A 13,046-nucleotide genomic window follows, 5' to 3' on the forward strand; every position below is an offset into this window, starting at 1 on the left:
GCGACACCCGCCGCCGGGGCGATCAGACCCTACTCCTTGTCGAGGTACTTCACTTCGAGGAACCGCCCGCGCGTGGCGAGCGCATCGACGTCGTTGCGGGACAAGTCCTCGCTCATTGCCTCGATCTGGTCGGCGATGACGCACAGGCCATCGACCAGCTGCTCGGACGGCGACGTGCCGCCCGCGCCCTGCTTGCCGCGAAGCTGCGCCGGGATACGGGTATAGCTGTTGACCATCTCGGGCAGGTGCTCGGTCAACAACTTGCGGACCTCGCGCGCAGCGGGGCCGCGCTCGTCCAGCATGGCCAGTTGCGGGGCAAGCTGTTCGAGGCGCACGCCGATCATGTCCACCGCATCGACCGCCGCGTTGGGCAGCGCCTTGCGCTTGCCTTCCAGCCACAGCTCGGTCGAACCGGCCAGCTCCGGCAGGCTGGCGGCGTTGAGGTCTTCGACATGCGTGCGCGGCGTCGCCGGGTAGATCGAGAGCACGGTGAACACCGCGACGCCCAGCAGGAACGTCAGCAGCGTCGCGGTGAAGGACACCCCGCCCAGCGCCAGCGCCGCCACCAGCCCGGCGATGTAGATGCCCGCCATGGCAAGGAACGCCCGGCGCAGGCGGCGCATGCGAAAGCGCCACTGCTCCTTGCGGGCATTGTAGATGCGCGCGGCGCGCTGACGCCGGGCGGCGCGCACGATGTCCTGCGAGACGCGCTGGGAGTTCTTGGCTGGAACCTGGGCCATGTCGCTCAGTCCAGAGCCTCCAGCAGCGTCCTGGCGGCGGTATCGTCACCGGCGGCAAGTCCTTCGGACTGGCCCTGCGCACGGGCGATGTAGGCCTTCGACTTGCCGATCTCGCCTTCGAGCGAAGTGACCGTCTGCTTCATCGAATCGAGCGCCTTGAGCTTGAAGGTGTCGATCGAATCCATCGTGTCGTAGATGTTCTGGAACGCGCGGCTGAGCGTCTCCAGCGGGATCGTGGAGTTCGCCGCCTGCTCGTGGATGCGTGCGGTGTTGTCCTTGAGCATCTGGCCGGTGCCGTCGATGATGTTCGCGGTCGTGGTGTTGAGCGCGGTGATCTGGTCGAGCACCAGCTTCTGGTTCGCCATCGCCTGCGCCACCGTGACGGCGGTGCGCAGCGCGCCGACCGTGGTGGTGGAGGCGCGGTCGACGCCCTTCACCAGTTCGACATTGTTCTTCTTCACCAGATCGAGCGCGAGATAGCCCTGCACCGACACCGCCATCTGCGTCAGCAGATCCTGCGTGCGCTGGCGGACATAGAACAGCGCCGATTCGCGCACGGCCTTGGCCTTGGCGGGATCGATATGGTCGAGATCGTTGGCCTTCTGCTCCAGCGCATCGTCGAGCGTGCGGGCCATGTAGATCATCTGTTCGAGCTTGCCCATCGCCGCCCAGAGGTTCTGGCGCTCCACGTCGATGGCGGCATTGTCCATCAGCAACTCGTCCTTGCCGCCTTGAAGGCGGGCGAGGATCGCGCTGATGTGGCCCTGCGCGCTCTGGTAGCCGTCGAAGTAGTTCTTCAGCTTGTTGCCGAAGGGGATCACGCCAAAAATCTTGCGCGGCGCCAGCAGATTGCCCTTCTGGCTCGGATCGAGATCCTCGACGGTACGGCGCAGTTCGGCAAGGTCCGCTCCGACGCCCGCGTCCTTGTCCATCGCCCGCACCGGGCGGTCGAGGAAGCGGTTGGAATGGCCGGACGCCTCGGAAATCTCCTTGCGGCCCATGTTGGTGATCTGGTCCACCTTGCGGCCGAATTCGGGCGAGGCGGCGTCGGAAGCGACGAGATCGTTGACGAACTCGTCGACGCGGACCTGCAGCTTCGACTTCGCCTCGTCTCCCACGGGAACCAGCCCCGCAGCCTGCGCGGGCGCGACGGTCGGCACCGGATCGGGCGGGGTGAGCTTCAGTTCGCCAACAGTTTCAGTGGCCGTAGCCATGTAGAAATCCTCGTGAAAACCCGGTTGTCGGCAAACCTATGTGCGCGCCGGGCGGACTGCAAGGATAACCGCAGCTTACTACTCGACGAACGGCTGACCGGGATCGACCATGAGCATGGAATCGTCGCGCGCGACCACCGCGAGCCTGAGCCCCGCCGCCTGCGCACGCCGCACGGCAAGGTCGGTCGGCGCGGAAATCGTCACCAGCAGCGGACACCCGGCGCGCACGGTCTTCTCGACGAGTTCGTAGGAACAGCGTGAGGTTATGACGATAAAACCATGTCCAATATCGATTTTCTGACTCGCGAGGGCGCCGACCAGTTTGTCCAGGGCGTTGTGCCTCCCGACATCCTCGCGCAGTGCCAGCAGGTTGCCGCTCTCGTCGCAGAATGCAGCGGCATGGGTGGCGCGAGTCAGATTGCCCAGTTCCTGCCGCTCCCGCATGGCATCCAGCCCGCGCCGGATCGCAGCGGGGCTGCTCTGAGAGGCTCGCGTCAGCGGTGGCAGCGGGCGCAGGGCCGACTCCACGCCCTCGATACCGCAGATACCGCAGGAACTGTCTCCCACGCGGCGGCGCGCGCGCTCCAGGATCGGGCCGAGGCGTTCGGGCGGCAGATTTACGCGGGCGACGTAACCGCGCCCCCAGCGATCGTCATCGGTCGAATGGACCGCCACTTCTCCCACCTCGTCGGGCTGCGCGAGCCCCTCCGCCATGATGAAGCCGATCACAAAGTCCTCGATCTGGAGCGGTGTCGCCATCATCACGGCATAGGCGATGCCGTTGGTCTCGATGGCGATGGGTGCCTCTACGGGCACGGGAAATTCGTGCGCGTCGCCATCGGCATCGTCGTAGGCGTTGCGGCGGACGATGATCGGGACGGAGCCGACCGAATGCTCGCGATTGTCCACTACTGCCTCCTTAAGCGGGCGCTGATGGCTCTTTAAGGCCCTCTTGTGGCACGGGATCAAGCCTGCTGATGCGCAAAAGGCTTGTTCAAAGTCGAGACATCAGGATGCATCCAATTATCCGAAAATATCGGACAATCGCCGAGGAAAATTTCTATTATGTATCCAATATAGCTCATGGCATCGCTCTCCCGCTACGCCCCGGCGATGCAATCGATGCGTAGTTGCCCACAGGCCAACCCGAATTGGCTTGCGACCCTACCGCGGATTCCTCTAATGGGCGCGCCTCGTACCGGCTCCGGCGTCCTCGGCAATGAGGCGAACCGGGTCGCAGCCGGTCGTGTTCGAGACGCGCCGAAACAGGGAAAAAGGCCGGTCTCGAAGGCCCTTTTTCTGCAGGATTGGTACGAAACCGAAATGAGTTGGCTCAGCAAGGTCCGCAATTCCATATCGAGCCTCGCCAAGCGCGATACGCCCGATGACCTCTGGATGAAGTGCCAGAGCTGCGGCGAGATGCTCTTCATCAAGGAGTTCGAGGCCAACCTTTCGGTGTGCCCGAAGTGCGAGCATCATGGCCGCATCGGCGCCAAGGCGCGCTTCGACCTGCTGCTCGACGCGGGCTACACGGTCCTGCCGACGCCCAAGGTGCCCGAAAATCCGCTGAATTTCCGCGATACCAAGAAGTATCCCGACCGCCTCAAGGCCGCCCGCGCCGCCAACCCGTACCCCGATGCACTGACCAACGCCTACGGTGCACTGAACGGCACCAAGGCGGTGGTGGGAGTGCAGGACTTCGCCTTCATGGGCGGCTCGATGGGCATGGCGGTGGGCGAGGCGTTCGTCGCCGGTGTCGAGAAGGCCATCGCCGAAAAGTGCGCCTATGTCATCGTCACCGCTGCGGGCGGCGCGCGCATGCAGGAGGGCATCCTGTCTCTCATGCAGATGCCCAAGACCACCGTGGCGACCCGTCGCCTTGCCGCAGCGGGCCTGCCCTACATCGTCGTTCTGACCGATCCCACCACCGGCGGCGTCACCGCCAGCTACGCGATGCTCGGCGACGTGCAGATCGCGGAGCCCGGCGCGCTCATCGGCTTTGCCGGCCAGCGCGTGATCCAGGATACGATCCGAGAGAAACTCCCCGACGGCTTCCAGCGCGCCGAGTACCTCCATGCCCACGGCATGGTCGACATGGTGGTCCACCGCAAGGACCTCAAAGGCACGCTGGCAACGCTGCTCGGATACCTTCAACGAAAGGAAGTCGCGTGAATATCGATAGCGCCCTCGTTCGCGAGCTCGCCGAACTGCTGGCCGAAACCGGCCTTTCCGAGATCGAGGTCGAGGATGGCGATCGCAAGATCCGCGTCTCGCGCCAGATGATCCAGCAGATGGCCGCCGCCATGCCGGCCTTCGCGCCTGCCGCCGCCGCTCCGGTCGCTGCCGCACCCGCCGCCGTCGAGGCCGCGCCTGCCGCTGCCCCGGCCGCTCCGGTCGATGCCGTGAAGTCCCCGATGGTCGGCACCGTCTACCTCGCCGCAGAGCCCGGCGCGCCTGACTTCGTCACCGTCGGCAAGACCGTGAAGGCCGGCGACGTGCTCCTCATCGTCGAGGCCATGAAGGTCATGAACCAGATCGTAGCGCCCAAGGGCGGCACGATCACCCAGATCCTCGTCGAGAACCAGCAGCCGGTCGAATTCGATCAGCCGCTCGTCGTGATCGGCTGAGAGCGGGACTGACATGGCCATCAAGCGCCTCCTGATTGCCAACCGCGGCGAGATCGCGCTGCGCATCCATCGTGCCGCGCACGAGATGGGCATCGAGACCGTGGCGGTCCATTCGACCGCCGACGCCGACGCGATGCACGTCCGCCTGGCAGACCACGCGGTCTGCATCGGGCCGCCCGCCGCGAAGGACAGCTACCTCAACGTCGCCGCGATCATCTCTGCCGCAGAGATCACGCAGGCCGACGCGATCCATCCCGGCTACGGCTTCCTCTCCGAGAACGCCCGCTTCGCCGAGATCGTCGAGGCACACGGCATCAAGTGGGTCGGCCCCAAGCCCGAGCACATCCGCACGATGGGCGACAAGGTCGAGGCCAAGCGCACCGCTGGCGCGCTGGGCCTCCCGCTCGTCCCTGGCTCGGACGGTGCGATCGAGGACTTCGCCGAGGCGCGCGAACTGGCCGAGAAGATCGGATATCCGGTCATCATCAAGGCCGCTTCGGGCGGCGGCGGTCGCGGCATGAAGGTCGTGAACTCCGCCGAGGAACTGGAAAGCCAGATGGGCCAGGCCCGTTCGGAGGCCAAGGCGGCCTTCGGCGACGCCACGGTCTACATGGAAAAGTACCTCGGCAACCCGCGCCACATCGAGTTCCAGGTCTTCGGCGACGGTAACGGCCATGCGGTCCATCTGGGCGAACGCGACTGCTCGCTCCAGCGCCGCCACCAGAAGGTGCTGGAAGAGGCCCCCTCGCCGGTCATCACCCCCGAAGAGCGCGACCGCATGGGCGGCATCGTGTCCAAGGCGATGGCCGACATGGCCTATCGCGGTGCGGGTACGATCGAGTTCCTCTGGGAAAACGGCGAGTTCTACTTCATCGAGATGAACACCCGCCTGCAGGTGGAGCATCCGGTGACGGAGGCCATCACCGGCGTCGACCTCGTCCGCGAACAGATCCGCGTTGCCGACGGACAGCCGCTCTCGTTCCGTCAGGAAGAGATCGAGTTCAAGGGCCACGCCATCGAGTGCCGCATCAACGCGGAAGACCCGTGGAACTTCACCCCTTCGCCGGGGCAGGTCACGGGCTACCACGCGGCGGGCGGCATGAACGTGCGCGTCGATTCCGGGCTCTACGCCGGATACCGCATCCCGCCGTACTATGATTCGATGATCGGCAAGCTGATCGTCTCGGGCCGTACCCGCGAGGGCGCGATCATGCGCCTGAAGCGTGCGCTGGGCGAGATGGTGATCGACGGCGTCAAGACCTCGATCCCGCTCCATCAGGCTCTGCTGGACGATCCCGAGTTCAAGACCGGCGACTACACGATCAAGTGGCTGGAAGAATGGCTGGCGAAGCGGGCCGCGAACTGAACTAACTGGTATGGGGCGGGTGTGACGCCTTCCCCATACCACCGCGTCACCCTGAACTTGTTTCAGGGTCCACCCCTCGGCCCACACGGCGGGTCGATCGGCACAATGGACCCTGAAACAAGTTCAGGGTGACGAGTGAGTAAAGGCATTGTGGTATCGGCCGGGCACTCTCCCGCCGACGACACGGACTGGATAAGCATGATTTCGTTCCTCGATTTTGAAAAGCCGATCGCCGAGCTGGAAGCGCGCATCGCCGAACTGCGTGCGACCGCCGACGGCAGCGACCTCGACATCGAGAGCGAGATCGGCAAGCTCGAGAAGAAGAGCAGCGGCATGCTGGCGGCCACGTACGCCAAGCTCTCGCCTTGGCAGAAGACGCAGGTCGCCCGCCATCCGCAGCGCCCGCACTTCGTCGATTACCTGCGCCTGATGTTCACCGACTTCGTCGCGCTCGGCGGCGACCGCCTCTATGGCGAGGACGCGGCGATCATCGGCGGCTTCGCCACGCTGGGCGGCCGCAAGGTCATGGTCATCGGCCATGAGAAGGGCCACGACACCGCGACCCGCATCAAGCACAACTTCGGCATGGCCAAGCCCGAAGGCTACCGCAAGGCGATCCGCCTGATGGAGATGGCCAGCAAGTTCGGCCTGCCCGTCGTGACGCTGGTGGACACGGCAGGCGCCTTCCCCGGCGTCGAGGCCGAGGAACGCGGTCAGGCCGAAGCCATCGCGCGTTCGACCGAGGCCTGCCTCGCGCTTGGCGTGCCGATGGTCGCGGTGATCGTCGGCGAAGGCGGTTCGGGTGGCGCGGTCGCCATCGCGGCGGCCAACACCGTGCTGATGCTGGAGCACTCGGTCTATTCGGTGATCTCGCCCGAGGGTGCCTCCTCGATCCTGTGGCGCACGCCCGACAAGGCAGCCGATGCGGCCACCGCGATGAAGGTGACGGCGCAGGATCTGCTCGGCCTCAAGGTCATCGACGGCATCGTGTCCGAGCCTGTCGGCGGTGCCCACCGCGATCCGGCGGCTACCGCGAGCGCTCTCGCCGATGCCATCGGTCGCGAACTGGATGCGCTGGGTCGTCGCAAGCCCGCCGAACTGATCCGCCAGCGCGAAGAGCGCTTCCTGGCGATCGGCTCGCTCTGAGACTTCATCGTCCCGGACCTGCTCCGGAGGCGATAGGACGAGGGGGCTTCGACAGGCTCAGCCTGAGCGGGGTTTAGAGCTTATCTCTATTCCCCGCTCAGGCTGAGCCTGTCGAAGCCCCCTCGTTTTACATCGACGGCGGATCGCTCTCCCCACCCCGCTCCAATTTCTCGCACACCATGTCCGGTTAATGGTGTTGGACGTCAACACCCCCTGCCGGTAGTCCGGTTCCCCGACAGGAGCCCGCCACGGCGGGACAGGGCACGCCGGAAATCGCGAAGGACGCGGCTCCGGCCATGGGGTCGGAAATTGCGATGAGCCTTACCGGGCGACCAACTCTGGGCAGAACCGCGCTCGCACTGAGCGCGCTGGTCACTGCCGCCACCGTCTACGCGGCGGCGCAGGACGACGCGCCCGCATTCGACAGCATGACCCCGCAGCAGGCCGCCGATTTCGTCGAGCCGATGCTCGGCGAGTACTGCTCGCGCTGCCACAACGACATCGACAACATAGCCGACCTCTCGGTGGAGGATCTCAAGGCGGAGGACATTCGCACCGGCAAGCATGCCGAGCAGTGGGAGAAGATCCTGCGCCGCGTTGCCGCAGGCGAAATGCCGCCTCACGGCAAGAACCAGCCCTCGCCCGAAATGCGCACCGCCTTCGTGAACTGGCTCGACGGTTCGCGCGCGGGCTTCCTTGCCGCCAACCCCGATCCCGGCCGCGCGACGATCCGCCGCCTCAACCGCATGGAATATGCGAACGCCGTGCGCGACCTGCTGGCGCTCGACGTGGACTTCGCGAAGGAACTGCCCGCCGACAACTCCGGCTTCGGCTTCGACAACATCGCCGACGTGCTCTCCGTCTCGCCGACGCTGATGGAGCGCTACGTTGCCGTCGCGGGCAAGGTGGGCCGCCTCGCCACCGGGCTCACCCCGCGGCGGGAGATCGTCACGACATGGCAGGTGCCCAAGGACGGTTCGGTGCAGAACTCGGGCGTTCCCGCCTGGAACGAGCGCGCGGGCGCGAACCTGCCGCTCGCTTCGCGCGGGGGCTACGCGCAGCGCTATTACGCGCGCTATGACGGCCAGTACGACATCTCAGCGTGGCTGAACGCCAACACAAACAACGAAACCGACCGGTTGGCGGAGGACAAGTTCACCGCCCGCGTGCCGATGACGGCGGGCTCGCACCTCGTCGCGCTGTCGTTCCGCCGCACCATCGCCCCGTCCGAGGCAGTGCAGGTGCTGCGCAACGATACCGACAAGGTGCCGATGCCGCTCGACGTGCCGCGCATGTTGCCGCTCGACGTGTGGATCGACGGCAAGCTGGTGAAGACGCTGAGCGTGCCCAGCTACCGTATGCACCAGCGCTATTCGCAGCAGAACTTCCCGCGCGACGTGCTGCAGGTGGACGTTGCCGGCCCGTTCGAGGCCGCTGGGGTTCCCGACACGCCAAGCCGCCGCGCCGTGTTCCTCTGTCGCCCGAAGAAGGCCAGCGAGGAGGAAGCCTGCGCGACGAAGATCGTCACCGCCCTCGCCCGTCGCGCATGGCGCCGCCCGGTCGGCGGCTTCGACGTGGCGCCGCTGATGCGCATCTACGCGGCGGAGCGTAAGGCATCGGACTTCGAGCATGGCATCGAGGCCGCGCTGGAAGCGGTGCTCGTCTCGCCCGAGTTCCTCTTTGTGGTCGAGCGCGATCCGCAAGGCGCGATGCCCGGCAGCGTCAACCGCGTCTCCGACCTCGAACTGGCGACGCGCCTGTCGCTGTTCCTGTGGAGTTCGATCCCCGACGACCGCCTGCTGACGCTCGCCGAACAGGGCAAGCTGAGCCAGCCCGCCGTGCTCGACGCCGAAATCGCGCGGATGCTGGCCGACCCGCGCGCCAGGGCGCTGACGGCGAACTTCGCGGGCCAGTGGCTCTACTTGCGCAACCTTGACCAGCAGCGCCCGGACACCGAGGTGTTCCCGAAGTTCGACACCCGGCTCAAGAGCGCGATGGCGACCGAGACGGAGATGTTCTTCGCCGACGTCCTGCGCAACGACCGCCCCGTGCTGGACTTCATCAGCGCCGACTACACCTTCCTCAACCAGCGCCTTGCCGAGCATTACGGCATTCCGGGCGTCTCCGGGCCCGCCTTCCGCCGCGTGGCGCTGCGCCCCGAATGGCATCGCGGCGGCTTGCTGGGGCAGGCGAGCATCCTGACGGTCACGTCATACGGCAACCACACCAGCGTGGTGAAGCGCGGCAAGTGGATCCTCGACAACATGCTCGCCGCCGCACCGCCTCCACCGCCGCCCGACGTGCCCGCGCTCAAGACCGAGCATGACGGGCGCCTGCTCACTGCGCGCCAGCAGCTGGAACTGCACCGCGCCAACCCGACCTGCGCCGCCTGCCACGTCAAGATGGACCCGATGGGCTTCAGCCTCGAAAACTTCGACGCCGTGGGCGCCTGGCGCACGGTCGACGCCGGACAGGCCATAGACGCGATGGCGACGATGCCCGACGGCATGAAGTTCGAAGGCATCTCGGGTCTCCAGCGCATCCTCATGGATCGCAAGGACGAATTCACCCGCGCCTTTACCGAACGCCTGATGACTTACGCCGTCGCACGCGGCCTCTCCGCCAACGACATGCCCACCGTGCGCGCCATCGCCGGACAGGCCGCAGCGGATCAATACCGCATCCAGACCATCGTGCGCGGCATCGCACAAAGCCCCGCCTTCACCCTGCGCCGCGTGCCGGAGCCTTACAAGGCCGCCTATCTCGCCCCAAGGAGGGCAACGCCATGAGAGTGATCCGCCCCGCCCTCTCCCGCCGTACCCTGTTGCGTGGCGCCGGTGCCGCGATGGCGCTGCCGTTCCTCGAAGCGATGATGCCGACCGCCCGGGCTGCCGATGCCGCGTCCCGGCCCAAGCGGCTTCAGGTGTTCTACTCCCCCAATGGCATGACCATGCCCGGTTTCGTGCCGACGACGACTGGCGCGGACTATGCCCTGCCCTCATCACTGGAGCCGCTCGCGCCGCACCGGGCGGAGATCGCGGTGATCACCGGCCTCGGCCATCCGCAGGCGGCGGCGATGGGCGACCGTCCCGCCGGGCATGGCCGCTCCTGCCCCGCGTTCCTGACCGGCTCGCACGCCAAGCAGACCGAGGGGCCGGATATCCGCGCGGGTGTGTCAATGGATCAGGTCTTCGCCGCGCATCTCGGCGACGCGACGCCGCTATCCTCGCTGGAACTCGGCATCGACACGGCCAGCCTGCTCGGATCGTGCGACATCAACTACTCCTGCGCCTACACCAACGGCATATCATGGCTCACCCCCAGCGTGCCGCTGCCGGTCGAGGCCAACCCCCGCGCGGTGTTCGAGCGGCTGTTCGGCGATGGCGACACGGATGAAGCTGGCCGCCTCGCCCAGCTGCGCCGCCAGTCCTCGATCCTCGACTTCGTGATGGAGGATACCAAACGGCTATCCGGTCAGCTCGGTATGGAGGACCGCCGCAAGCTGGACGAATACCTCGACGCTACCCGCGCCATCGAGAAGCGCATCCAGCGCAGCGCCGCTTCGCCCGCTACCACGCAGGCGGCGAACCTCCAGCAACCTGCTGGGATTCCCGAAGACTTCGCGGAGCACGTGAAGCTGATGATCGACCTGCAGGTGCTCGCCATGCAGGCGGACATCACGCGCGTGGGCACGTTCATGATCGGGCGCGAACTGTCTAATCGTACTTATCCTGAGATCGGCGTGCCGGACTCGCACCACATGCTCAGCCACCATGGCAACAGTCCCGAGAAGATGGTGCAGCTTGCCAAGATCAACCGCTATCACATGGAATTCTTTGCCTATTACCTCCAGCGCATGAAGGAAGCGCGCGACGGCGACGCCTCGCTGCTCGACCGCACGCTGGTGATCCGGGGCTCCGCCTTCGGCGATTCCAACGAGCATGACTACATGGACCTGCCGATGATCGTCGCCGGAGGGCTGGTGAAGGGAGAGCGGCATACGAAGGTCGAGAAGGGGACGACGATGTCCAACCTGATGCTCGCCGGATTGCATGCGTTGGACGTGCCCGCCACGAAGTTCGGGGACAGCACCGCCCCGCTGCGGGAACTGACCGATGCGTGATGCGCCGACACGGGCGTTGCTGCTCGCTGCGGCTGCGCTGGTGGCGAGCCCGGCGGATGCCGATGCGCTGGGCGACGCCCTAACCGCCGCCGATCCCGCTGCGGTCAAGGCCGCGCTGGATGGCGGCGCGGATGTGAACGCCCCACTCGCCTATCGAGAGAGCCCGCTGGCTCGCGCCGTCGAGACGCAGGACGCGGCGCTGGTCAACCTGCTGCTCGACCACGCGGCCAACCCCAACTTCGTCGATGCCGAGGGCCTCACGCCTCTTTCGCTCGCCTGCGAACGTGGCAGTCCCGCAATTGTTGGGCTCCTGCTCGATGCGCGCGCCGATGTGAACAAGACGGCACCGGATGGCACCACGCCGCTGGCCGTATGCGCGCGTTTCTCGACGGGTGGGACGGTCGTGCGGATGATCGACAAGGGCGCCCGCGTGGATGCACCCGACGCGCGCGGCCAGACGCCGCTGATGTGGGCTGCATCGTCGGGGAACGTCGAGGGTATCTCCGCGCTGCTCAAGTCCGGCGCCAAGCCAAACCGCGAGACCAAGGAGGGCTTCACGCCGCTGTTCTTCGCGATCGCGAGCGGTTCGGGCGAGGCCACGCGCCTGCTGCTCGATGCCGGGGCCAAGGCCGGTCATCGCGGACCTGAGAACACCAGCGCCCTGCAACTAGCACTCTACCAGAAGAACTGGCGCGCCGCTGAGATGCTGATCGGGCGCGCCGATCTGGCCGAGCGCGACCGCAATGGCGAACAGCCGCTGCACGTCGCTGTCGCGGGCGGGGACGAAGCGCTCATCACGCTGCTTCTGGACAAGGGTGCGGACGTCAACGGGCTGACCGGCCCCTCGCGGATCAAGTGGGTCACGGAGGCGAACTTCGGCATGCCCCCGCCGCCGGTGCCGCCGACGCCTCCGCTGCTGATCGCCGCGCAGGCGGGGCAGGTAGCGGCGATGAAACGCCTCATCGCGGCGGGCGCGAACCCGGGCTTCGCGGCGGAGAACGGCGTCAACGTCGTGCTTGCGGCGGCCTCCGGGCACAGTGCCGCTGCGCTGGAAGAGGCACTTACCCTTGCTCCCGATGCCAACGTGCGAGACGCCAAGGGCACCACGCCGCTGCATATCGTCCTCGGCGCGGGCATACACGATCAGCTCGCTCCGATGCTGCGGGTTCTTGCCGCGCATGGCGCGAAACCGGACCTCGCCAACGCGAAGGGGACCACGCCTGCGCAGATGGCCGAGGGCGGACTTGCGACGGTGAAAGCGGTCTATGATCAAGTCTTTGGCCAAAAGGCCGCGCCTGTGTTAGCCAACAATCGTCCTTGAATCCCAACAACCCGATCAGGATCGACAAACCATGACGCTTTCCAACAAGCTTTCGCTTGCCGTCCTCGGCATGTCCGCCGCTGTCGTCGCCGTGACCGGCACGATGGCCGTCGCAGCCTCTCCCGCCGCCACCGCCGTCACTACCCGCCAGGCCAACTTCAAGAAGATGGGCGGCGCGATGAAGGTGCTGAAGGACCAGCTTGCCAGCGGTTCGATCGACAAGGCGCAGGCCGTCGCCGCCGCCAAGACCCTCGCCGCCACCGGCCGCGCGCAGGCGGGTCTGTTCCCGAACGGTTCGGGAGCCTCGGCAGGCGTGAAGACTGACGCCCTCCCCGCGATCTGGACCAATCGCGCCACCTTCGACAGCCAGATGAAGGCCTACATCGCGCAGGCCGACAAGCTCGTCGCCGCCGCAGGCACCGGCAACGCCGCCGCTATCGGCGCGCAGTTCAAGGCCGTGGGCGGCACCTGCGGTTCGTGCCACAAGCAGTTCCGCGCCGACAACTGAG

Annotated in this window: 11 protein-coding genes; 8 read left to right on the top strand and 3 right to left on the bottom strand. The window is 66.5% G+C overall.

Going from position 1 to position 13,046, the window contains the following annotated elements; genetic code table 11:
* Positions 1–29: 29 nt before the first annotated feature.
* The 3 genes from LO787_RS07935 to fdhD form a co-directional block, all read right to left on the bottom strand.
* Positions 30–740 (bottom strand): hypothetical protein, encoded by a 711-nt coding sequence (locus LO787_RS07935; protein ID WP_232495303.1) that lies wholly within the window; start codon positions 738–740, stop codon positions 30–32.
* 5 nt (positions 741–745) lie between these two features.
* Entirely contained in the window at positions 746–1,954 is a 1,209-nt protein-coding gene (locus LO787_RS07940; RefSeq protein ID WP_232495304.1) for a toxic anion resistance protein, read from the bottom strand.
* Positions 1,955–2,032: 78 nt separating this feature from the next.
* Positions 2,033–2,863, bottom strand: a complete 831-nt coding sequence (fdhD, locus tag LO787_RS07945) for a formate dehydrogenase accessory sulfurtransferase FdhD (RefSeq protein ID WP_420847794.1) — start codon at positions 2,861–2,863, stop codon at positions 2,033–2,035.
* 414 nt (positions 2,864–3,277) lie between these two features.
* On the opposite strand from fdhD, the gene accD reads away from it, so the two are divergent.
* From accD to LO787_RS07985, 8 genes are all read left to right on the top strand, one after another.
* A complete protein-coding gene (gene accD, locus LO787_RS07950; RefSeq protein WP_232495305.1) occupies positions 3,278–4,126 on the top strand; it encodes an acetyl-CoA carboxylase, carboxyltransferase subunit beta in 849 nt (282 codons plus the stop codon).
* Entirely contained in the window at positions 4,123–4,581 is a 459-nt protein-coding gene (gene accB, locus LO787_RS07955; protein ID WP_232495306.1) for an acetyl-CoA carboxylase biotin carboxyl carrier protein, read from the top strand. Before accD ends, accB begins: the two co-directional genes overlap by 4 nt.
* A 13-nt stretch (positions 4,582–4,594) precedes the next feature.
* Complete coding sequence (gene accC / locus LO787_RS07960; RefSeq protein ID WP_232495307.1) at positions 4,595–5,947, top strand: acetyl-CoA carboxylase biotin carboxylase subunit; 1,353 nt, start codon at positions 4,595–4,597, stop codon at positions 5,945–5,947.
* 198 nt (positions 5,948–6,145) lie between these two features.
* Complete coding sequence (locus tag LO787_RS07965; RefSeq protein ID WP_232496284.1) at positions 6,146–7,093, top strand: acetyl-CoA carboxylase carboxyltransferase subunit alpha; 948 nt, start codon at positions 6,146–6,148, stop codon at positions 7,091–7,093.
* A gap of 314 nt (positions 7,094–7,407) precedes the next feature.
* On the top strand, positions 7,408–9,882 hold the full coding sequence (locus tag LO787_RS07970; protein ID WP_232495308.1) for a DUF1592 domain-containing protein: 2,475 nt from the start codon (positions 7,408–7,410) through the stop codon (positions 9,880–9,882).
* Positions 9,879–11,216, top strand: a complete 1,338-nt coding sequence (locus LO787_RS07975) for a DUF1552 domain-containing protein (RefSeq protein ID WP_232495309.1) — start codon at positions 9,879–9,881, stop codon at positions 11,214–11,216. Before LO787_RS07970 ends, LO787_RS07975 begins: the two co-directional genes overlap by 4 nt.
* Positions 11,209–12,537: an ankyrin repeat domain-containing protein gene (locus LO787_RS07980; protein WP_232495310.1), complete on the top strand. Its 1,329-nt coding sequence runs from the start codon at positions 11,209–11,211 to the stop codon at positions 12,535–12,537. Before LO787_RS07975 ends, LO787_RS07980 begins: the two co-directional genes overlap by 8 nt.
* 31 nt (positions 12,538–12,568) lie before the next feature.
* A complete protein-coding gene (locus LO787_RS07985; RefSeq protein WP_232495311.1) occupies positions 12,569–13,045 on the top strand; it encodes a c-type cytochrome in 477 nt (158 codons plus the stop codon).
* The last annotated feature ends 1 nt before the right edge of the window (position 13,046 follow it).

This window comes from Novosphingobium kaempferiae (genome assembly GCF_021227995.1).
Classification (GTDB): Bacteria; Pseudomonadota; Alphaproteobacteria; order Sphingomonadales; family Sphingomonadaceae; genus Novosphingobium; species Novosphingobium kaempferiae.